This is a genomic window from Streptomyces sp. NPDC032745 (assembly GCF_055579465.1).
The window spans coordinates 47,410-67,971 of record NZ_JBVING010000009.1; the positions used below are offsets into that span (position 1 = coordinate 47,410).

General features: G+C 69.8%; 18 protein-coding genes and 3 pseudogenes. 11 read left to right on the top strand and 10 right to left on the bottom strand.

The genetic code is table 11. The features are described from left to right. Positions 1–65 precede the first annotated feature (65 nt). On the top strand, positions 66–500 hold the full coding sequence (locus tag ACZ5WG_RS23290; protein ID WP_468725599.1) for a hypothetical protein: 435 nt from the start codon (positions 66–68) through the stop codon (positions 498–500). 32 nt (positions 501–532) lie between these two features. On the opposite strand, the pseudogene ACZ5WG_RS23295 reads toward ACZ5WG_RS23290, so the two are convergent. Continuing rightward, positions 533–1,164: pseudogene (locus ACZ5WG_RS23295) on the bottom strand (transposase family protein). A gap of 54 nt (positions 1,165–1,218) precedes the next feature. Here ACZ5WG_RS23295 and ACZ5WG_RS23300 point away from each other — a divergent pair. Further along, a pseudogene (locus ACZ5WG_RS23300) lies at positions 1,219–1,736 on the top strand (putative immunity protein). A gap of 270 nt (positions 1,737–2,006) precedes the next feature. Here ACZ5WG_RS23300 and ACZ5WG_RS23305 read toward each other — a convergent pair. Beyond that, positions 2,007–3,128, bottom strand: a complete 1,122-nt coding sequence (locus tag ACZ5WG_RS23305; protein WP_468725601.1) for a hypothetical protein — start codon at positions 3,126–3,128, stop codon at positions 2,007–2,009. A gap of 153 nt (positions 3,129–3,281) precedes the next feature. On the opposite strand from ACZ5WG_RS23305, the gene ACZ5WG_RS23310 reads away from it, so the two are divergent. Then, positions 3,282–4,115 (top strand): hypothetical protein, encoded by an 834-nt coding sequence (locus ACZ5WG_RS23310; protein ID WP_468725602.1) that lies wholly within the window; start codon positions 3,282–3,284, stop codon positions 4,113–4,115. A gap of 193 nt (positions 4,116–4,308) precedes the next feature. Beyond that, positions 4,309–5,319: a hypothetical protein gene (locus ACZ5WG_RS23315; RefSeq protein ID WP_468725604.1), complete on the top strand. Its 1,011-nt coding sequence runs from the start codon at positions 4,309–4,311 to the stop codon at positions 5,317–5,319. Positions 5,320–5,362: 43 nt separating this feature from the next. Here ACZ5WG_RS23315 and ACZ5WG_RS23320 read toward each other — a convergent pair whose 3' ends face one another. Next, entirely contained in the window at positions 5,363–5,653 is a 291-nt protein-coding gene (locus ACZ5WG_RS23320; RefSeq protein WP_468725960.1) for a DUF5958 family protein, read from the bottom strand. 23 nt (positions 5,654–5,676) lie between these two features. Here ACZ5WG_RS23320 and ACZ5WG_RS23325 point away from each other — a divergent pair, with 23 nt between their 5' ends. Then, positions 5,677–6,474 (top strand): hypothetical protein, encoded by a 798-nt coding sequence (locus ACZ5WG_RS23325; protein WP_468725606.1) that lies wholly within the window; start codon positions 5,677–5,679, stop codon positions 6,472–6,474. Between the two features lie 661 nt (positions 6,475–7,135). Here ACZ5WG_RS23325 and ACZ5WG_RS23330 read toward each other — a convergent pair. Further along, positions 7,136–7,537: pseudogene (locus ACZ5WG_RS23330) on the bottom strand (DEAD/DEAH box helicase); the annotation flags it as partial. A gap of 111 nt (positions 7,538–7,648) precedes the next feature. Between ACZ5WG_RS23330 and ACZ5WG_RS23335 the strand changes: the two are divergent. The 3 genes from ACZ5WG_RS23335 to ACZ5WG_RS23345 all read left to right on the top strand — a co-directional run bounded on the left by ACZ5WG_RS23335 (position 7,649) and on the right by ACZ5WG_RS23345 (position 10,031). Beyond that, a complete protein-coding gene (locus ACZ5WG_RS23335) occupies positions 7,649–8,884 on the top strand; it encodes a cytochrome P450 (RefSeq protein WP_468725608.1) in 1,236 nt (411 codons plus the stop codon). A gap of 411 nt (positions 8,885–9,295) precedes the next feature. Then, positions 9,296–9,457, top strand: coding sequence for a hypothetical protein (locus tag ACZ5WG_RS23340; RefSeq protein ID WP_468725609.1), 162 nt, complete (start codon positions 9,296–9,298; stop codon positions 9,455–9,457). A 448-nt stretch (positions 9,458–9,905) separates the two neighbouring features. Further along, on the top strand, positions 9,906–10,031 hold the full coding sequence (locus ACZ5WG_RS23345; protein ID WP_468725610.1) for a hypothetical protein: 126 nt from the start codon (positions 9,906–9,908) through the stop codon (positions 10,029–10,031). Between the two features lie 377 nt (positions 10,032–10,408). Here the strand turns inward: ACZ5WG_RS23345 and ACZ5WG_RS23350 are convergent, their stop codons facing one another. From ACZ5WG_RS23350 to ACZ5WG_RS23360, 3 genes are read right to left on the bottom strand one after another with little or no spacing between them, the layout of a single operon-like run. After that, the gene (locus tag ACZ5WG_RS23350; RefSeq protein WP_468725612.1) at positions 10,409–10,645 is read right to left on the bottom strand and encodes a hypothetical protein; all 237 of its coding nucleotides are present in this window, start codon (positions 10,643–10,645) and stop codon (positions 10,409–10,411) included. 44 nt (positions 10,646–10,689) lie between these two features. Then, entirely contained in the window at positions 10,690–10,899 is a 210-nt protein-coding gene (locus ACZ5WG_RS23355) for a hypothetical protein (RefSeq protein WP_383512389.1), read from the bottom strand. A gap of 23 nt (positions 10,900–10,922) precedes the next feature. Next, positions 10,923–11,150, bottom strand: coding sequence for a DUF6233 domain-containing protein (locus ACZ5WG_RS23360; RefSeq protein WP_468725614.1), 228 nt, complete (start codon positions 11,148–11,150; stop codon positions 10,923–10,925). Between the two features lie 719 nt (positions 11,151–11,869). On the opposite strand from ACZ5WG_RS23360, the gene ACZ5WG_RS23365 reads away from it, so the two are divergent. Then, a complete protein-coding gene (locus ACZ5WG_RS23365; protein WP_468725616.1) occupies positions 11,870–12,325 on the top strand; it encodes a YbhB/YbcL family Raf kinase inhibitor-like protein in 456 nt (151 codons plus the stop codon). A gap of 85 nt (positions 12,326–12,410) precedes the next feature. On the opposite strand, the gene ACZ5WG_RS23370 is transcribed toward ACZ5WG_RS23365, so the two are convergent. Both ACZ5WG_RS23370 and ACZ5WG_RS23375 read right to left on the bottom strand, forming a co-directional pair. Further along, complete coding sequence (locus ACZ5WG_RS23370) at positions 12,411–13,508, bottom strand: baeRF2 domain-containing protein (RefSeq protein WP_468725618.1); 1,098 nt, start codon at positions 13,506–13,508, stop codon at positions 12,411–12,413. 126 nt (positions 13,509–13,634) lie between these two features. Next, entirely contained in the window at positions 13,635–14,492 is an 858-nt protein-coding gene (locus ACZ5WG_RS23375) for a TIGR01458 family HAD-type hydrolase (RefSeq protein WP_468725620.1), read from the bottom strand. A gap of 904 nt (positions 14,493–15,396) precedes the next feature. Here ACZ5WG_RS23375 and ACZ5WG_RS23380 point away from each other — a divergent pair. Both ACZ5WG_RS23380 and ACZ5WG_RS23385 read left to right on the top strand, forming a co-directional pair. Continuing rightward, entirely contained in the window at positions 15,397–17,154 is a 1,758-nt protein-coding gene (locus ACZ5WG_RS23380) for a cation:proton antiporter (RefSeq protein WP_468725622.1), read from the top strand. After that, a complete protein-coding gene (locus ACZ5WG_RS23385; RefSeq protein ID WP_468725623.1) occupies positions 17,151–18,470 on the top strand; it encodes a DUF2254 domain-containing protein in 1,320 nt (439 codons plus the stop codon). Before ACZ5WG_RS23380 ends, ACZ5WG_RS23385 begins: the two co-directional genes overlap by 4 nt. 723 nt (positions 18,471–19,193) lie before the next feature. On the opposite strand, the gene ACZ5WG_RS23390 is transcribed toward ACZ5WG_RS23385, so the two are convergent. Beyond that, positions 19,194–20,345, bottom strand: a complete 1,152-nt coding sequence (locus ACZ5WG_RS23390; RefSeq protein ID WP_468725625.1) for an aminoglycoside phosphotransferase family protein — start codon at positions 20,343–20,345, stop codon at positions 19,194–19,196. Between the last annotated feature and the right edge of the window lie 217 nt (positions 20,346–20,562).

The following is a 20,562-nucleotide window of genomic DNA, read 5'->3' on the forward strand; positions in this document are numbered from 1 at the left end:
CGATCTCGTTGTCGATCTTCACGTACAGTCGTTTTTAGTAGTCGACGGTGGGATGCGCTATGGGGATGGTCGAGGAGCTCTGGCAGGCGGGGGAGATGCCGCTCCGCGACGGGCTGTACCGTCCGGACGACACTGGACTGGAATTGCATGTCGACGGTCCGGGGGCTTTCCATCCGGATGCTGGGCAGTCGATTCCCTTCCGTATCGGAGAGCCGTTCGACGTGGCCCAGGCCATTGAGGAGCACGGCATCGACGAGGTGGACACCCATTTCGAGAGCCCGCTACCGGACGGATCCGGGTGGATGTCCGGCGGGGGCGGCGGGATGGGCAACATCGGCTACCTCGCCCGTCTCGACGCCAACAGCTCCTTGCAGTGGGTTGCCGTAATGTTCCACTCCAACCCGTTCGTCAGGGTGCGCTACGAAGGCATGAGCGCCGTCTTGACCAACGACTGGGGGAACCGGCTGATGCTTGACCTTGTGAGCCCTGCCCTCGGCTGACCCGACCCTGCTCAAAACGGTAGGTCTTCCTCTCACTTGGAACCACTCGTCGCGAGGATGCGTTCCATCAACCGGGCAGCGACATCTCCTGGTGTGCGACCTCGGTGCTGTTCGAGGTCGAGTTGGCCCTTGAAGGTCTCGTTGACAGACCCGATGATCTGTCGCAACGGCTTGAACAGTGGCGCACCGGGCGGCTCCGGCTCGCCCTTGCGGGCCGGCCGCGGCAGCTGGATGCCCTGTTCGGCCAGTTGGTGAAGAAGCGGCTGTGACTGGCGCAGTACCCGTACTCGGCCCGTCCGGCCAGGTCGGAGCGTTTGACGGTCTCGCGGGAGCGGCCGCATTCCACCGGCGTGGAGTTCACAATCCACACGACGTCGCTCCACACCCGGGTGTCGGTGGCGAGCAGCCGGGTGATGCGCCGAAGCAGTCCGGCTGCCATGCGCTGCCGCTTGTTGTAGCCGGGCTGCTTGGGCAGGTACGGAAAGAGATGCCAAGTGAAGCCGAGCATCGCCTGCATCGCCGCCAGCGTGACCAGTTCGGCGTCGGTGAGCTGCAGGGCGATTCCCACGGCAGGCCGCCACGGCGCGAGATGCGGAGATGCCTCCAGCAGATCGTCGGTCTTCACATAGAGTGCGGTCGCGAGGGTGTCCAACTCTGCCTTCACGCACCGACGTTGGGTGCCCTCGCCCTATGCGCGCAGCCGATCCCTTGGAACACCATGATCCTCCCCAAAGAACGCGACCCCCGCTTCATCACCATCCGCCGTGGGGGGGGGCGCTTACGGACTCCGACCATCGGCTCCTGGCTTTGTGGGCTGCCGCGTGCGCGGAGCACGTTCTGCACCTCTTCGAGTCGGTGCAGCCCTCGGACCCGCGACCCCGCGAGGCGATCGAGCAGATTCGGGCATGGACGCGCGGCGAGATCCGGATGTCTCAGTCCCGAGCGGCGGGTGGCCATGCCATGGCTGCAGCAAGAGAGTTGAGCGGAGCCGCTCGGCACGCCGCATATGCTGCCGGACAGGCAGCGGTGGTGGCGCATGTCGCCGCACACGAGCTTGGCGCTGCGGCCTACGCGATCAAAGCCGTGCGCGCGACGGCACCCGGACGACAGGGTGAGAGCGTCGGCAGGCTCGAGTGCCGTTGGCAGCGCGAACAGCTCCCGGATGTGATTCGCGAACTCGTCCTAGACGATCAGCGGTTGCGAAATGAGATCTGCTGGTCGGTATTCGACTGTTGACGGGCGTGACGGCGTTTCTGCACCGCCCCCTTGGAATCGCTCGGCAGTGGTCGCGGGCGGTGGTGGAGGCCGCCGACCCGGAGGCGGTCCGGGCCGCGCCGCCGGGCCCATGGAGCCCGGCGGCGGACCGGCAGACGGCATGTTGCTCTCGCATCCGGCACCCGGACGAGAGGGCCTTCATCCGACAGCCTCCCAGGCACGTCTGGGAACAGGCCGGTCAGGTGCGGGTCACCCGGTGTACCGGCGGAGATCACTTATTCCTGGCGTGCGCTATTCCTCGGCATCGGGCTGCGTTCGATCGGGGAACGCACGCAGACTCAACTGTGGCGCCCTGTGGTCGGCGAGCCACTGCATCCGGTTGTCATCCGCCGCGAACCCGGCGCGTGCGGTCCGGGTCCACTCCTCTCGGTCGAGGACTTCGAGGTACGCCGCCCGGAGCGCTTCCTGCTGCGCCGCGGTGCACCCCGCAGCCTCGGGAGGCTCCGTGGTCAGGTGCTGAGTGAGCACCGCGATCGTGAAGTAGCGCTCGATGGTCGGACTGAGTGAACCCACATGGCGAGCATGAGCCTCCAGGACCACTCTCGAATGGGGGTAGTGAGCGAGGGTGACTCCCATCCCACCGCAGTCGCTCATGAGATGGAGTAGCCGACCGATGTGGTCGACCATCTCGCTGTCGGTGTCGAGGTCTGCAAGCGCCTCATGGAGTCTGGCGACCGTGGCGACCTTGCCGGCGAAGTATCCGTTGAGGAAGTCGCCGTCGCAGGCCCGGCGCAGCAGCCATGGTCGGGCAGCTGGGTCGTCGAGTCTGCAGAGAGCTTCAACGACATAGACGCGTCCCCAGCCGGTGACTCGCTCGGCAAGCCAGAGCAGGGCCTCGACTCCTCCTGGCTGACTCTCGAAAGCGTGCGCCGCCAGTGGCCCGAAGCGGTTGGACAGCAGCCCGATCGTTTGAATCAGCGGGATGTCGTCGGCTGTTCCCACGGCACAGACCAGGGCAAGCCCAACGGTGACCGAGCATCGATCGGTGCCATGTCGGACCAGCCAGCGACCCGTTTGGCGAACGCGTTCTCGGTCCGCCCGCTCAGCCGCGGCGGCGATGTGCTCGTTGGGGTGAATCGGGATGTAGACGTCGTGGAAGGCATCGGCCAATTCGCCGGGAAGGGCGGAGGCCAGCGCGAAATGCGCGTCGAGGATGAGCGCCACGTCCCTGCCGGCCAAGTGCCGTTCTTCAGGTGCGCGCGGGCCTTTCCGATGACGGTGCAAGCCGTCGTCGGGGTACGGTTCCCCGTCGCGATGAAGCGGCTCACCGGGAGCCAGCTGATGGAGCCGGAGCGCGTGGTCGAACAGTGTCGTCGGTGATCCGGGCAGTCCTATCCCGGTCGTCTCGCTCATCGGCGGACGGAGGACTCGATTCTCTTGATCATGGCCCAGAGCATGCCATGACAGCTGTCACCGCAACAAGCCCTCGACGTGGCGACTCGCTGCATCAGACACCGGCGCACCCTGGGTCGGCTCCGGTATGCGGGCCTGACGTAGCGTTCGGACATGAGCATGTCGCAGCCCCCCGGCCCTTACGGGTCTCCGCAGCCCCCGCATCCGTACGGTGGACAGCTGCCGGCCCCGCAGTCCACACCCCATCCGCACCAGCAGCCGTACCCGGGGCACCCCTACCCGCAGCAGCCGTATCCCGGTCAGGGAGTGTGGGGCCAGCCCCCGATGGGCCCGCCGCCCAAGAAGCGGACGGGCATGGTGGTCGGGATCGTGGCGGGCTCGTTCGTGGTGCTCGGCGTCCTCGGATTCGGCGTGAAGCTGCTGGCGGGGGCCGGATCCCTGGCGAGCGGAGCCGGCTTCCCCGAGGCCCGGTACCGGCTCACCGTTCCCAAGACCGTGCTGGACGGCAAGTACGAGCTGGTCCAGGACCTGTCGGGCACCGAGGGCGAGAAGGCCTTGAAGGGCAGCTACGACTCGAAGATCCGCAATCCGAAGCCGGTCGTCGGCCAGTACACCTCCAACTCGCCGAAGGGAGAGGGCGCCCTGGTCTTTTCAGGGATGTACGGCCAGTTCAAGGAACCCGATGGTGCCCGCAGGAAGATGCTGGACGGCGCGGCGGACGCCGAAGGTGCGACCCTGGCGGTCCCCGCCCGGGAGATCACGCCCTCCGGTTCCGGCATCACCCTGTCCTGCCAGGTGCTGACGATGAGGCAGGGCGGTGCGGAGAGCACACTGCCGATGTGCGCCTGGGCGGATGAGAACACCGGCGCCTCGGTCGGTGTCGTCACCGCGGAGATCGTGGGGCAGAAGCCCGGGTCCGTTGACCTGGTCAAGGTCGCCGAGACCACCCTGAAGGTGCGGGCCGAGTCCCGGCAGCCGATCGGCTGACCGCCGCCGCTTCCTCCCGCACTGAGCCGAGTACGTGCCGTTCGTCTCGGCCGGGTCCGGTCAGACGACGCCTGTGGTCGTAGGGGGACCTCCAGTAGCCCTCGCGCTGGCGGTAGCGGAGCGCGGTTTCGCCCCCGCGACGCCAGTCCTGGCTGTGTCTTCACTGGATCAGACGGTGATGCAGTATGTGCGGATGATATTTGGTAGGAAGACGTTCCTGAGCGCCGTGGCCGATTTCGAGAAGGCCGTAGGCGCACAGGACGTGCAGGGGGCGGAGCGGGCGTTCGCGCAGCTCCACCGGACGTCCGGGAAGGCAGGCGACGGCGAGTACCGGGAGGCGGGGCCGCGGTTGGCGGCGCTGCTCCCGGGGGTGCCTCCCGGGCCTCGGGCCGCGGTTGCGGTGGTTGTCGGGGCGTGTGTCGAGCGGGGTGCGGACGCAATGGCGTGTGCGCCGGGGATCTTCGCCGGGGCACGGGAGGGGTTTGCGGCCGCCGGTGAATTCTGTGCGCGCTGGGCGGATTCGGGGGGCGGGGACCTGCCCGAACCGGATGACGATCTCACCGAGGCGATCGTTGAGCGGACAGGGCACGAGCTCGCCATCGGCTGGTTCACTCTGGAGCAGTGGGAGATGGCGAGTGTCGCCATGCTCAATACCCGGGCCGTACGCCAAACGCTCGAGGGTAAGGCAGAGCTGCTCGCGCTCGTGGAGCGGGTTGCCGAGGCCTCGGGTCACGAGTTCAAGTGCCTGACGTACGCGCTGCGCGTGCTGGACGACGAGCCGCTCATCGTCCTGCACCGCGACACCGGGACTGGATACGCCCTGCGCATGAGCGGAATCGGTGACAACTTCCAGCTGCACACCCTGCTTGCGGGCGTGCTCATCGGTGGGATGCACGTGCCAGGCGAGGCGCCGTCGGCACAGGAGATCGCCGTGTCCCGGGACGCTGCGGGGCAGGTCCCGACAACCGGGGCTTTCAATCTGGTCGGCGTGGACGGAGGGTGGATCTTCAACGAGGGCAACCCGTCCGACATCCACGTCGTGGACGGTGTCCGGCTGATCGCTCTCGACCCACCGCCGTACCGGCGGAGCTGGCCCGCCGGGCGGTTCTTCCCCGGCATGCACGGCGACCTGGTGCTGGAGCGGGTGCTCGGCGCGGAGGAGACCGCCGGCTGGTTCAACAAGATGGCGCCCGCCAAGGGGTGATGCTGCTATTCCGAGGCGCGGCTGAAGATGGGAGCGACGGCTGTTATGGCTCCTCGTTTGCCGTAGGCAGGTTGTGCCATGGGTGTCCGCAGGTGTCCTTGCAGTACGTCTTCCGGCGGCGGGTGTCGGCGACGGTGAACACGGAGACGAGCACACGGAATGCCTTCAGGTGTTCGTCGGTGGGGAGGTTGGCGAACCCGGTGCGGGGTGGGTCCATGCAGATCATCACTGAGGGGTTGGCCGCGGGCTTCACCCCGGACCGCGCTACTCCCGCTGTCCCTGACAGCGAACCTGGCCCGATTGTCGCCGAGTTGGACCGACGTCCAATCGTCAGTGGAGTGCGCTTTCCTGTCTGTCATGGATCTGACGCAATCGATGCTCAATGACCTGCTGGACCGGATCGACGCCCCGAGTGGATCCCTGCACTTGTCGCTGGACACCGACCCGCAAATGCTCGTAGACAGGCTGGCCGACCGTTACGGGGCACCACGGACCCTGGTCTTGGACGGCTTCACGGACCCGGCCGTGGACGAGTCCCGTGGCGCGGCTCTTCTCACTGTCCTCGAAGGCCGGGGCGAGACGATTCGGGCATGGGCGTACGGGGGTCAGTGGATCGGCGCCGGGACCGCTCGGGACGCGCAAGGGGTCGTCCGGCCAGTGCTGGCGGCCGCGCCGCGGCGGGTACAGGTGCCGGCTACAAGGGGGACCGGCCGGGACGAGGACTGGGTTGAGCGGCTCATCGCCGTCACCGCCTGGACCTCGCCCCCGCAGCGAACGGACATCGACTGGGCGCAGATCGAGGCAGAGGTGGGCACGCGCCTTCCCGGCGACTACAAACGCATGGTGGAGACATTCGGGGAAGGCGCCTTCGATGGATACCTCACCCTGAACCCGGAGCCGTGGACCCGCCTCAGCAAGGACGGCCTGCTCATCTGGGCGAGCACCGAGCACGAGCACCTGTACTGCTGGCGGACCGAGGACGGCGACCCCGACCGCTGGCCCGTCGCGGTCCGGACCTTCGACGGCGAGGTCGTCCCCTTCGACTGCCCGGCTGCGGAGTTCATCTGCCGCATCCTCCTCGACCCGCAGCACCGGTTCACGATGGCCCACTACTTCGACACCCACTGGTTCATGAACTACCGCGAGAACGAGTGACCCAACCCTGCCGCCATCGTCAGACGGGCCCGGTGAATGCGCTGTGCCCGGTTCATCCGGGCGCGCCCGGACCGTTTCGTCTCCAGTGGGGCTCCGCATCCTTCGCAGTTGTCGGGCTGGTGCTTGGGCGGCGTGTCCGGGGCGCGCTTCGGCAGAGGCGACTCGCCTCCTTGACGTGGTCGTCGCCTTGCCCGCTCGCTGCAGCGTTATGAGCACCAACGCGTGCGGCTGCTGCGGCCGAGCGGAATTTCGCAGGCTCCGCAGGTTGGCATCGGCGCGGCCAGAACAGCAGTGAGGGAGGCGGCTTCCTCAATTCGCCGTCGGCGTGACGGCAGGCTTGTGAACAGTGTCGCTGCAGGTCTCTGCCCAGCCGCTTGCCCTGCCGGAATCCAGTCCTCCGCCATGCCGGACGGCCAATGAAAGACGCAGAGTCGGTGCCCCGCGACGGGTTGCGGCGTCGTCCATCACGTCGTCGTGGATAAAGGCGAACACCTCCACCGACGCCGCCACCCGCAACACCGAATTCAGGTACGGTCGGCAGCGGGGGCGGCGTCCTACGGTGCGCTGATGCCCGACGAGCCCCCAGCCCGTATCCGGTCTGCTGTGCTGGCCAGGCTGCGCACGGGGGAGCCGGTTCAGGCGGTGGCAGAAGTCTGGGATTAGCGGTCCGTTGGGGGAGAGAGAAGTGCAGCAGTGCTGACTCCGCTGCGGCCTCGGTCCCTTCCTCTTGGCCGTCGCCCTCTCCGCTGGCTCCGACGATCCGGCCTTCCGAGTCCCGCCGGACGTGCACCCTGCGCCGCCCGCTCGTCAGGCCCCGGTTCGCGAGCTGTTCGGAGTGTGAGCGCAGGCCTTGGAGTACGGCTACGAGGGGTGCGTACGAGGCGGAGGCGACCATGTCGTAGGGGTTCTCGCCGGGCTGGAGGAACACCGGCACGATGATGCGCGCCGTCTTCGTGGTGCCGTCCGGGTTCGGGCGCAGGGGCCGCCCGATGTGTGAGTCGATCCCCACGGGGTTTCGCCCCGTCGGTGCGGCGCTGCCCGAGCGGGGCGCTCTGCCGCCCGTGCCCGCCCGTCCGGCGGACGTCCCGATGCGCTCTTTCGATCGGGCCGGGGGTCGGGCAGGATGCCCGGTGCACCGGGAACTCCCGGGCACCGGCCGCGAGACGGAGGCTGTGTGTCAGCAGGGCACGAGCAAGCGGAGCAAGCGCTTCGGGACACGTTCTACCGCGATCCCTACCCCCGCTACGCCCTCGCCCGCCGAGCCGAGGGGCTGACCTGGATACCAGAGGTCGACGCCTGGTTGGTCGCGCGCGAGGGCGACGTACGGGAAGTCCTGCGGCGCGCCGAGGACTTCTCCTCCGCGAACGCGTTGTTGCCCGACGTCCCGCTGTCGGAGGCTGCGCTCGGCGTCCTCCCACGCGGTTTCGGCCCGCGGCCGACCGTGGTCTCCTCGGACGGCGCCGCCCACCTGCGCTACCGGGCCCCGTTGAACCGGGGCCTGTCCTCCGGCCGGATTGCGGCGCTGATGCCGTACGCGCGCGAGCAGGCGCGCGAGCTGGTGGACGCCTTCGCCGCGGACGGCTCGGCCGAGCTGGTGGAGGCGTACGCCCGGCGGCTGCCCGGACTGGTCATCGGGCGGCTCATCGGACTGGATCCCGCCGATGTCCCGTCGGCGGTGCACGGCGGCTACCGCGCCGAGGAACTGTTCTTCCGCCCGCTGTCACCACCCGAGCAGGCGGCCGCCGCGGAGGACGTCGTGGCGCTCCAGCACTTGCTGGACGGCTACGTCCGCGACCGCCGGGCCCACCCCCGTGAGGACCTGTGCTCGGACCTCGTGGCCGCTTTGGCCCCCGGAGAAGGGGAGTTGACACTCGAGCAGCGTCACGAGCTCGTGGCCAATCTGCAGAACCTGCTGATCGCCGGCTTCCTGACGACGAGCGCGCTCATCTCCACCGCCCTGCTGCACTTGCTCACCGACCGGGAACAGTGGCTCCTGCTGCGTTCCGATCCGACGCTGATCGGCGCCGCCGTGGAGGAGTGCGCCCGCTTCGACACGGCCATCCAGGGCTTCCGGAGGGTCACGACGCGGCCCGTGACGCTGGGCGGGACGAAGCTGCCGGCCGGCGCCACCGTGCTCGTGGCCTACGCCTCCGCCAACCGCGACGACCACCGACACGCGCGGGCCGACCGGTTCGACATCCGCCGTCCCGTGGACCGGCGCCACCTCGCATTCGGCCACGGGCCGCACAATTGCCCGGGATCCCGCCTGGCCCGGGCCCAACTCCACCTGACGTTGCAGCTGTTCTCGCACGCCCTGCCCGGACTGCGGCTGGACCCACGCCGCCCGCTGCCATCCATGCGCCCCACCCTCATCCACCGTTCGCCCGAGACCCTGCACGTGACCTGGTGAGCAACTGATTCCAGCCGTGGCAGCCACTGGCCACTGCCCCAACGGTTTCTGGAATCAACCCGGTTCACGATCCCTTCCGAACGGCAGCTCGGCGAGCTCGCGGCGCAGGCCGCCGCCGAGGGCGGGCGGCCGCTGCCGATCTGCGGCGACTTCAGATCCCCCGGTCCCTCTTGTGCTGCTCGGTTCCGCCGACCTCCCCGACCCGCACGCGCGGGTCGTACGGGTGCTCGTGGCCCCGGTAGCGGCAGCACCGTGTTCGAGAACAAGTTCTATGCACATCGAGCGGGCAACGGCCTGCCTGGCAGGTCCTGACGTTATGCGCTCTCCGGAATGATTTCCTCCGCAAGGGTTGACGTGGGCGCCTCCCAGGCGGATTGTGATCGCCTCGGCCGCACGATCGCTGGAGGTCTCGTGAGCGAGTTCCATTCAAGGGTGATGACGCTGCCCAACGGCTCAGCCGCGGGTGCGGTTCTGACAGGAGCCGGCGCGGATCTGAGCGACGAGGAGTTCCTCGAGCGGTACCCGCGCGTGGCTGAGATCCTGGCTCGCTGGGAGCGTGAGGACCTGGACTAGGAGGAGGGAGGTTCGATGCCCCGCCGGAGAAGCGCCCCTGCCCACCTTCGCCCCTGGGGAGACGGCGGCCTCGCCATCCGCCACCACAAGGACTGCGAATGCATCGGACGCATTGAGTGCGTGGGCGATGAGTAGGAGGGCTGGTACCTCTCGTGGGGGTACTTCGGCTTTGCTCCTTCGCGGCATGAGGATGCTCAGGCGGCAGTCGTCGCCGCTTGCGAGGGCTACCCCGCATACCTGGAGAAGGATGCGGAGGGGCGTGAGCACTACGAGTACGAGGAGCGATTCGTTCGACGGCAGGCCGGCGCACTCGCTCGCGCGGGCGATCCGCGTTCTGGCTCGGGGCCGGCGAGGATGGAAGTCGACGCCAAGCAGCGACCCCGGCTGATCATTCCTTGCCGTCGGCGCCGCCCTGCCGGGCTGATGCCCCGCTGTCGCAGGAAGAACCGTGCAGCTGCTCGACCGCCCCGCCCCGTCCACCGATGAGACCCGTATGCTGCTGGCGCAAACCCGCCAGGAACCGCTGCTGCCCGCGGCCACATCGTCGCTGCTGCTCGCGGTGCTCGGCCGATGAAGGCGATCGCCGCCTCGGTCGAGGACTTCACGCCCGGGACGGAGCCGCAGGTGGTGCCTGACCGGCGCCGTATCCGGATCGCTCCGACAGCGGCGCGTGCGCTCGAGGCCTGCTTGGGCGCGCAGGAGACGTCCCCAGAGGAGCCGCTGCTGCTGGGCCTGCCGACGGTCGGGACGCTGCCTCGCGTGCTGCGGGCTGCTGCCAACCGGGCTGGTGTCGAGGCCGACGAGCACTCCCTGCGCCGTGTTGCGATCTTGCGGCGGGGTGCCGGGGTGCCGGGGTGCCGGGGTGCCGGGGTGCGGGTCTACGGTGCATCCACCGGACCATCTCGGGCCGACGCTGCTCCCAGTCCTCCCCACGGGAGGGTCGCCGCGCGCTCAGGCGTCGTCGCGCTCCTCGTACACATGCGGTTTCCCGCCTTGCCAGGCGATGACCTCGGAGTCGCCGAGTACGAGGTCGTCTGGGCCGGGGACGTCGATGCGTCGCAGGAACTCGATCAGGTCCCGGTCGGAAAAGGCGACGCCGAGGACGGTGTCGACGCCGCGGATTCGGATCACGACCCGCCGGCCGCCGGTCGGGGAGATCCGGTGCACGAGGATCGGCGCATGGTCCATGGCTCCAGCCTGCCGCCGACGTCCCGGCAGGGCATCCGGAGCATTCACTCGCTCCACTCTTCCGGGCCCCCGCCGAGCCACCGGATCGGGGGCCAGCCGTCCGCCGTCTCCAAGCCGGCCGCGCGGAGCAGCTCGACCACACCGGTGAAGCTGTGCGCTACGCCCAGGGCCCGGTCTTCGGCGTGAACGTGCGCCACGACGGCCCGGCCGTCTCCGGTGAGCGGGTGGACGACGATGTACACGCTGTCGGCCATACCTCCAGGGTGCGGCTACCCGGTCAATCCAGCACGCCAAGTGCGGTGTCCGGTCGGTGCTGCGTGCACGCCTCGACGCCCTCGGCGAGGGCACGCCGGGCCGTGTCCCGGTCGGCGGGCTGGCAGCGTGACGGGTTTTCCCAGCAGGTGCCGACGTGGACGCGGACGTGGACGCGGACGTGGACGCGGCGACCGACGCCGATGCTGTGCTCGATCAGCCCGTCCGGCGGCGGCGCGGGCGGCCGACGCACGGCCTCGGCGCTGCTCCTCCGCGGCGATCCAGCCGCGGGTCCGCTCGAGACCGGAGGCGACACAAGTTCGACTCTGCCCGCCCGTCCAGAACCCTTGACTGCAAGTCTTGAATTAAGTCTCGCGCCGGCCAATCGCGAGTTACCGCAGACGCCACTGCAACCGGCTCAGCAGCTGATCCTTGCCGCGGGCGTCCCGGTGGTCAGCCGCGTGCTCGGACTCTCTGGATCTGTGCAGGTACGAGGCTGCGCTTGCCCGCCAGCACGTCGTGTAAGCGTCTGCTCTCTCCGCGCGCTTGCCTCCATGTTCACGCGCTGAGCTTCAGCAAGGACGCGATTGGGCTCGAAACCCGCCTCACCAGGAGTCTGCATCACGACGCGTCAATCGCGTCAATAGCCGTAAGGAGTTCTTCCGCTTCACCCCAGCCGAAGTCAAGGCTGTACTTGAGCGGAGCGCTGGCGACCACCTGGTCGAGTTCAATGAAGTCGCCGAGGCGATCGAGTGGCGCAGCAGCATTTCAACGGGCGCAGGGCAGGTGTGAGGGTGGTGACACAGGACGCGCGAAGTAGCGACCGGCAGGCTCCCGCGCCCGTAGTGCCGGGCGGCCCCGCCCGGGGCTGCGCCTCGTCCCAGGCCGGGCAGTGGCGTGGCCGACGCCCCTTCGGGTGGATTCCGGCACGCAGCGGTACGGAGAGGGTCGGGGGCGGGGAAGACGGCGGCCGTGACCGGAATCCAGCTGACCAGCGCCGCCTTCACCGACCACGCCGAGATCCCACGCCGTTACAGCGGGGAGGGGGAGGACGTCTCACCACCCCTGACCTGGACGGCCGCGCCCGGGGGCACGGCCGAGCTGCTGCTCCTGTGTGAGGACCCCGACGCACCGGGGCCCACCTTCCTGCACTGGCTGGTCACGGGCATCGATCCGTGGACCGGGGGAGTGGAGGAGGGGCAGGAGCCGCACGGCGGGACGTCCTGGCCCAACGGGTTCGGACGGCTGGGCTGGGGTGGGCCGATGCCGCCGCCCGGGCACGGGCCGCACCGCTACTTCTTCCGCCTGTACGCGCTGTCGCAGCCGGTCCGCCTGCGCGACCGGCCGAGCGCGGACGCAGTGCACAGCGCCGTGCAGGACAAGGAGCTCGCGCGCGCCACCCTGGTGGGCACGTACCAGCGACTCTGAGGGCACGGGGAGGTCCCCGTACGCGGAGCTGGCACCGGCAGCGGGCAGGAGACCGGCCCGCGGCGTGGGGCAACGGGGTGCACCGTCAGGCTGGGATGCCGGGGTCGGCGTAGCGCAGCAGCGCCCCGACCCCCTCGTCCAGCCCCAGCTCGTCCTCCGGCACGACGACCAGTTCGGCGGCGGTGCCGACGAGGGCCCGCACCAGGGCCTCGTCGGCTGGTTCCTCGCGGGGCGCTCGTACCCCGAAGGCGACCAGCTCCTCCTCGGCCAGGGCGAGCTGGGTGGGCTGCGGGCCGGTCCACAGCCGCAGCGAGGCGGCGGGCAGGCGGTTCAGCAGCAGTGCGGAGACCTGGCCGCGCTGCAGGGCGGCGAGTGTGGCCTCCAGCCCCTCCGCCGCGGGCCCGCCCAGGGCCCGGCGGCCGATGAAGACGTTCACCAGGTCCCGGTCGTGCTCCGCCATCCGGCCGCGGAAGACGCTGTCGAGCTGGGGCTCCAGCAGGGCCCGTCCGGTGTCCGTCGGCGTCGGGCCCCCGCACCGTACGACCTTGTCGCGCAGGGCGCGCGGCAGCCGGCGGACCAGGACGTTGCCCGCCCACGCGTCCCCGGCGACGACGACGGCGTCGGCTTGGGTGCGCCGCGCCCAGGCGTCCAGTCGGTGGCCCAGCCGGACGGCGCTGTGGTGCCAGGTGGCTACGGCCACGTTGTGGTGCAGCCGCTCACCCGGGGTCACGGTGGAGGCCGGCCAGGTGCCGGACTCCGCCTCCACCGTCACCCAACCGTGCGTCTCGGCCGTCGGCAGCCCGCCGTAGTGCACCACCACCGCCAGGTAGGGGATCTCCGGCAGGTGCTGGGCAACCAGCGGCATCGCGTCCGGCAGGGTGCCGTAGCGAGCCAGGTCGTGGGCGGGCGGCCGGGGCAGTTCCCCGTCCATGACGAGCGAGCCGTTGGCCACGAAGATCGCCTGTCCGTGCATCCCGGGCACGCCCGCGTCCGCGCCGACCACCTCCTCCAGTACGCCGAGCAGCGACTGGTCCGCACCCTGGCGGGTCAGATCCGCGCGGAGCCGGCGCCAGCGCAGGGCGACGGCCCGGTCGGGCCGCTCGACGTCCCGCGAGGTGTCCAGGTACACCGAGGCGAACGGGCCGGACTCCGTGTACAGGGGTTCCAGGAACGACAGTTTCATTCCTCATCACCATCCCAGGCCGCTCCCAGGCGTCCCCTCTTCCGATGATGCGCGCGGGGGCGGGGCGGACGGAGACCGGCATCGGGATTGCGCGGCGGACCGTCCCGGAACCGCCGTGCTCAATGGCTACATCCCAGGTCTGCTCCTGCCGGAACCGGAACCGGAACCGGAACCGGAACCGGAACCGGAAACGGGACCGGGATCGGGACCGGCGCCAAGAAGGGCAGGCAGGTCGGCGAAGGAGTCGAGGACGTGGTCCGGGGTCCCGGAGGCGGCCCGGTGCGTCTCGGGGAGGTACTTGCCCGTCCTCACCAGTACGCCGGTGACGCCGGACCGCTGGGCGGCCAGCACGTCCGACTCGATGTCGTCGCCGACCATCAGCGCTTCGGACGCATCGGCGTCCAGGTGGGCGAGGGCGCTCGCGAAGAACGCGGGCGCCGGTTTGCCCGTCACCTCCGCCTCGGTGCGCGATGCCTTCTCGAGCCCCTCGAGGAAGGCCCCCGTGTCCAGGTCGAGGCCGCCCTCGGTGCGCCAGTACAGATTGCGGTGCATGGACACCAGCCGGGCTCCGCGCTGCAGTTGCCGGAAGGCGCGGTTGAGGGCCTCGTAGCCGAACTCGGGGCCCGCGCCGCCGAGCACGACCACGTCGGCGTCACCCTCGTCGACGAGGGTGACTCCCGGCAGGTCGCCCCGTACGTCACCGCTGTTGAGCAGGAGGCAGCGGGCGCCCGGAAAGTTCTCGCGCAGGTACGCCGCCGTGGCGGCCGGAGCGGTCAGGACGTCCGAGGCACCGACGGGGAAGCCGAGGCCGGCCAGGCGCGTGGCGATGGAGGCCCGGGTGCGGGAGGTGTTGTTGGTGACCAGCGCGATGCGCAGGCCGGCCGCACGCAGCCGCTCCATGGCGCTGACCGTCCCGGGCAGGGCCTTCCAGGAGACGGTGAGGACGCCGTCGATGTCGATCAGGACCGCTCGGATTCGCTCCATGGAACCGACGGTAGCCCACGGGCTGCGCCGCGGCGGGCCGGTTCCCGGGCGGTGGGCCGGCAAATGCCGTTGCTTCAGAGAGCGTTCCGGACGGGTTCGCCCTGGACGCTTCCGCTTCCCACCAGCCGCACATCACCACCCTCCAGCGCTACATGCGCACCGCTGAGCTGGACGACGTCTCACCCCTTTCACCGAGTCCTGCGGCACGGCTGCGGCCTCCGTCACCGACCCAGGCGAGGGCATCAGCCGGAGTACCCGCGACTGGGTCGAGGGATACGTCCCAGCCCAGAGCGGGCGAGGGAAGTACACGGCCCACGTCACCGTCGGCTTCGCCACGCTCGATGACCTCAAGGCCATCGAGACCGAGCCGTTCAACGACTTCGACGTCCACCCGGCCGCCGTCGCCCTCTACCGGCTCGGCAACAGCGGAGCCGCCCGCAGACTCCTCAAGAGCTGGACCATCCCGCACTGACGGCCGGTCCGGCCGCCCGGGGCTCAGGGCCTCCTCACGCAACCCGTCGACTCGACGGCGGGCAGCGAGCTCGTGCTGTTCCAACAGTCCGACAACCGACGGCATCCGCAATCTCCCGGGGAGCGACGAGGCGACACGCCACCAATCCCGCCGAATCGCCGAACCTATGCCTGACCAGCGAAGACACCGCCAACAGAGTCGGAACGACAACAGCTGCTCCCGGAGCGGTCCCGCAGCGGCGTGGCACGCTCACCCACCGTTGCCCGAGAGCCTTGGGCAAACCGATTGGGGTCACTGTTCATCAGCTCGGGTGTTCGTGCGCAGGAGGGCTGATCGGGTGGCCGTTGTCTGTGTCCGTCGCGATGGACGACGTGGGGTTTGGAGGACGCGGTTTGATCCCTAGACCCCGACGTGGCGAGGAGGAGGGTTCACGTGACCGACGAGGACATCCTTCTGGGCATCGCCCTGACCGTGGCCCTCGCCGCCGGATCGCAGGTGCTGGCGAACAAGCTGCGGGTCCCCGCGCTGATCGTGCTGCTGCCGGTCGGCTTCACCGCGGGCGCCCTGACCGACGTCATCCACCCCGGGCGGCTCGTGGGCCCGGACTTCCCGGCGTTGGTCTCGCTGTCGGTCTCCGTGATCCTCTACGACGCCGGCCTGGGCCTGAACCCGCGCAACCTCACCGGCCGCACCCGCGGAATCGTGGTCAAACTGCTGATCATCGGGATCCTGGCCACCTTCTTCGCCGTCTCGGCCATCGGCCCGGCGCTCTTCGGCATCCCGCTCAGAGTGGCTGCCATGATCGCTACGATCCTGGTGGTGTCCGGACCCACAGTCGTCGGCCCTCTGTTGGAGTACGTCCGGCCGACGGACAGGCTGCGGCGCATCCTCATCTGGGAGGGCACCCTGACCGACCCGATCGGCGGCATCCTCGGCGCCATCGTCTTCCACGCCGTGGCCACCACCGGCCGGATCGACATCGGACGCGGCTACCAGCTCGGGCAGTTCCTGATCAGCATGGCCGTCGGCATCGCGGGCGGTGCGGTCGGCACCGCCCTCCTCTGGGTGTCCCTTCGCGTGCTCCGGCTCGGCGAGACGCTCGGCACCCTGGCCCAGCTGGCGACCGTCGTCGTAGTCTCCGCAGGCTGCGACATCGCCCGCGACGACACCGGCCTCATCGCCGCCATCGTCACCGGACTCGCCGTCACCAACCTCCCCGGCCTGGACATGCCGGCCCGCAGGCCCTTCCTCGAAACACTCGTCCAGCTGATCATCGGTCTGCTGTTCATCTCGATCTCCTCCGCCGTCACCCCCGCGTCCGTGGCACCTGTGCTCGTCCCCTCACTGATCCTGATCCTCGTCCTCGTCCTGGTCCTGCGGCCGCTCATCGCCTTCGCCGCCGCCCGCCGCTCCGACCTGACCCCGGGCGAATGGGGCTTCCTCGGCTGGATGGCGCCTCGCGGCATCGTCGCGGCCTCGACCGCGTCCACGTTCGCCGCCGGCCTGGTGCAGAAGGGACTGCCCGGCGCCGCCAAGATCGTTCCGATCACCTTCCTGGTGATCGTGGGAACGGTCCTGGTCTACTCGCTGACCGCCGCACCCGTCGCCCGTCGACTCGGCGTGATCCGGCCGGCCCGGACCCGGCCGCTCCTCGTCGGCGGCGACGAGTGGGTGATCGGCCTGGGAAAGGCCCTGCAATCGGTCGGACTCGACGTGCTGATGTGGGCGGGACTCGACGAGGAACGCGAGCGGATCACGAGGGCCGGCATCGAGCTCGCGCACGGGGAGATGCTGGCGACCGCGACCAACCCCCGGGCCCGTCTGGAGGGCGTCACGGCCGTGTTCCTGCTCACCGACGACGACGACTTCAACGCGCTCGCCTCCGTCGTCGTCAAGGACAACGTCGAAGGCCCCGTCTACCGCGTGGGTCCGCCCCGGGACAGCCACGGCGTGGTCGCCCCCTACACGGGAGGCGACATCCTCTTCGGCCGCGAACTCGTCCGGCACCACCTCGCGGCCCGCTACGCGCAGGGCGCCCGCTTCCACGTGCAGCCGGGATCCCTGCCGATCCCCCCGGACCACGACGTCCTGTTCGTCATCAGCGCCGACGGCCGACTGGCCCCGGTCACCGAGACCCAGCCGATCGCGCCGCTCCCGAACGAGACCGCCGTCCTGCTGGGCCCGGCATGATGTCCTGGGCCGCCCGCTTCCGGTTACAGCAGTACGCCAAGGCCAGCCTGTGGATCGTCCCGCTGTTCGGGCTGGTGCTCGGCGTCGCTCTGGCCGCAGCGGCGGCCGCCGCGGAAGGGGCCTCCTGGCTGCCGAAGACCTGGGACTACTCCGCCACGACCGCCAGCAGCGTCCTCAGCTCCGTGGTCGGCTCCATGGTCGCGCTGCTCGGGTTCGTCGTCACCATCGGCGTCCTCGTCATCCAGCAGGCCACCGGCACACTCTCCCCCCGCTACATGCGGCTCTGGTACCGCGACCGGCTGCAGAAGGCCGTACTGGCGACGTTCACCGGCACCTTCGCGTTCGCCTACACCCTGCTCAGGAGCATCGAGGAGAACTCCGTCCCCAACCTCGGTGTCACTCTGGCCGGCGTCGCCGTCTCGGCCAGCCTCCTTCTCCTCCTGATCTACCTCAACCGTTTCACCCACAACCTGCGCCCGGTGGCCATCGCCGACATCGTGGGACGCCTGGGCGAACGTGTTCTGGAGCGCGCCGCGGCGCACGCAGGGAAATCCGTCGTGCCCGGCGCAACTCCGCGACCGAGCGCCCCGACGGGCCGCATCCGCTCGGAACGCGGCGGCGTCATCCAGGCGATCAACGCACCCGGCATGGTTTCGCTCGCCGCCCGGCACGACTGCGTCCTCGTTCTGGCCGCCTCCATCGGCGACTTCGTACCGTCCGGCGCCACCGTCGTGGAGATCCACGGCAGTGCACCCCTGCCGGATCCCCACCGGGTGACCGGCCTGCTCGCGCTCGGCGCCGAGCGGACAATCGAGCAGGACCCGGCCTTCGCCCTGCGCATCCTCGTCGACATCGCCATCCGGGCGCTCTCTCCCGCCGTCAACGACCCCACCACGGCCGTCCAGGTCCTGAACCACATCGAGACGTTCCTGCACACCGTCGGCCGCGTCGGACTGCGCAGCAGCTACGTGCTGGCCGACGACCAAGGACGGCCGCGCCTCGTCCTGCCCGGCCGGCCATGGGAGGACTACCTGCAGCTCGCCGTCACCGAGATCCGCGACTACGGCGTGACCTCCGTCCAGGTGTGCAGGCGCCTGCGGGCCCTCCTCGAAGGCCTCCTCGCGGCGCTGCCGCAGGAGTGCCGGCCTGCCCTCCACGTCGAACTCTCACTTCTCGACCTCGCGGTCGGCAAGGAGTACGGCGACACGCCCCGCCGGGCCGACGCCCGGACCCCCGACCGCCAGGGCATCGGCGGAGGAGGGCACCGCAGGGACGCACCGCCCGACGGCCCCACGCCCGGCAAGTCCAGCCGATAGACAGTCCTCCCCCGTCGGCGGCCCCGCCAGGAACGCGGTCAAGAGACACCATGGCCAGCTTGACCCTGCTCGTGACAGAGGCCAGGCAGCCGCCGCGGGCTACGAGTTCGCCGCCATGGGCGACTTCAACCGCGACCCCGACACCCTGCACAGACCAATAGCCGTGGCCACGCCTCGCGGTTCCCTGGCGCCAGCGGTACTCGGGGACGGCCTGATCGCGTTGATGCGTTGACAGGTGCGCGTGGGCCTGGTCCACCGCCGACCCGGCCGCTCGACCGGAGTGAAGGGGACACGATGACCACCGCCGAACGCCAGCGCCGCCCCGGCACCACCGCCGAACAGACCCCTGCCGGACCACCTGGCCGGGCCGAGCCCGCCTCCTCCACAGGCCCCTCCACGGCCGCCTCCCCGCCCAACTTCCGGCAGCGGCCTGTTTCCACAGGTCAGCCCCGGCAGCCAAGGGGTGCCGGGAAGTCCGACAACCCTTCTGTCTCCAACCGACCTGAGTACCGCTACGGGTCGGCAGGGCCTCGGAGGGGCGGATACCTCATACACCCGGCATACCGCGACGATCATCGATCGTCAGCCCCAGCTCGTGGTCTCCACTTGCTTGCGCTATCAACGGCGGCGTGTGGCAATTGCGGGTTGCTTCAATCCGGTTCATCCGGTTCATCCGGTTCATCCGGGGCACTGGGGCGAGAGCTGTGAGGGGGATGCTCGGGATCAGTGCCGAGCCCGGTAGGGCGGGAAAGTTGCCGAGTCGGTGAAGTCCTGGTCGGCGTCGGGCCAGCGGCGACGCAGCACGGCGGCGACGCGGCGGAGCCAGGAGGTGAGGTGGGGAAGTCTCCTGTGGGCCTGGGCCGTGTGGGCGGAGGCTTCCAGTGTTGCGATGAGCTGGAGTCGGCTGTGGTCGCCTGGTGAGCGGGTGTCGACCAGGGGAAAACGTTGTAGCCGAATGAGCGCCCAGGACACGCAGGCGGCTGCGAGGCCGTGTCCGTATCGCTGGTCGTCCTCGGCCTCCGGGATGCCGCGGACCAGGGCGCTGCGGTACTGGTCAGTGATGCCTGTGGTGGTCGGGTCACCCACGCTCAGCCAGGCCGGGCCGGGCACGTACATGCATACGGCATCGGTCAGAGCGTGGGCGTAGCCGGCGAATTCGAAGTCGATGAGGCGGGCGTCGGCCGCGCCGGAGGGGTGGAGCAGGATGTTGTTGGCTTCGGCGTCCCCGTTGCTGAGGGCGAGGAACGGGCCTGGAGCGGCCAACTCATCGAGAGCCGCGGTGCATTCGTGGGCGGCCCGGCCGCTGAGGGGCACCCCGAGCGCCGAGGCGTGCCCGATCGCTCCCGCGCGAAGACCGGCGAGTCGTCCTACCCGGTCCGCCGCAGGGTCAACCGGTCCCAGCTCGGCCCTGCGGGCGTAGTAGCTGTCGGCCTGCCCGGCGGTGGCGGCACTCAGCACACCGCGGGCACGGGCGAACGCGGCCAGTCGGTCGCCGTGCGCTGCAGCTCCGTCCCGTCGGAGCAGCTGGTCCAGACACACGCGAGGAGCGAGGTCCTCCAGGACGAGGAACCCGGCAGCGGTGTCGGCGGCGATGACCCCGGGAACGAGGTCGAGCCCGAGGTCCTCGCTCAGGAACTGGAGCGCGGCCAGCTCGGTACGCAGCCGCCATGAGGCGGTTCGCGATTCGCGTAGCCCGTCCGGTATCCACTTGACGATGACGGAGCGCGGCAGCGGGGCAGTACTTCGGAGCCAGACCCGCGCGACAGCCCACGGATCCACCCGCTCCCAACGGTCGACAGCAACCGGCGAGGCACACAGGTCGGTCAAGAGGTGCTGTAGCACCTCGACTCGGAAGATCCCTCTGGGGGAAGCCATCCGCTCACTCTACGATTTTCCCCTCCAAGTAGGCCATGCGTGCGAGGAATCAAGGCGAGCAGTCTGGTCACCCCTGGAGCGCTGCATGCTGGGGGCCCAGGTGACGGGCTGGGGTCTTGTGGAGGGGGTGGGGGAGGTCATGGCTGCCAAATCAAGAATGACCGGCAAGAGCGACAGCAGCTCCAGGACAAGGTCGTCGCGGCACTAAAGTCATCGC

Excerpts from the sequence above, each read along its gene's own strand:
- ACZ5WG_RS23290 (WP_468725599.1), top strand. The coding sequence starts at position 66 with ATGGTCGAGGAGCTCTGGCAGGCGGGGGAGATGCCGCTCCGCGACGGG.
- ACZ5WG_RS23370 (WP_468725618.1), bottom strand. The coding sequence starts at position 13,508 with ATGAAACTGTCGTTCCTGGAACCCCTGTACACGGAGTCCGGCCCGTTC.
- ACZ5WG_RS23350 (WP_468725612.1), bottom strand. The coding sequence starts at position 10,645 with ATGGACCATGCGCCGATCCTCGTGCACCGGATCTCCCCGACCGGCGGC.
- ACZ5WG_RS23375 (WP_468725620.1), bottom strand. The coding sequence starts at position 14,492 with ATGGAGCGAATCCGAGCGGTCCTGATCGACATCGACGGCGTCCTCACC.
- ACZ5WG_RS23315 (WP_468725604.1), top strand. The coding sequence starts at position 4,309 with ATGATATTTGGTAGGAAGACGTTCCTGAGCGCCGTGGCCGATTTCGAG.
- ACZ5WG_RS23385 (WP_468725623.1), top strand. The coding sequence starts at position 17,151 with ATGATGTCCTGGGCCGCCCGCTTCCGGTTACAGCAGTACGCCAAGGCC.
- ACZ5WG_RS23305 (WP_468725601.1), bottom strand. The coding sequence starts at position 3,128 with ATGAGCGAGACGACCGGGATAGGACTGCCCGGATCACCGACGACACTG.
- ACZ5WG_RS23355 (WP_383512389.1), bottom strand. The coding sequence starts at position 10,899 with ATGGCCGACAGCGTGTACATCGTCGTCCACCCGCTCACCGGAGACGGC.
- ACZ5WG_RS23310 (WP_468725602.1), top strand. The coding sequence starts at position 3,282 with ATGAGCATGTCGCAGCCCCCCGGCCCTTACGGGTCTCCGCAGCCCCCG.
- ACZ5WG_RS23325 (WP_468725606.1), top strand. The coding sequence starts at position 5,677 with ATGGATCTGACGCAATCGATGCTCAATGACCTGCTGGACCGGATCGAC.
- ACZ5WG_RS23390 (WP_468725625.1), bottom strand. The coding sequence starts at position 20,345 with ATGGCTTCCCCCAGAGGGATCTTCCGAGTCGAGGTGCTACAGCACCTC.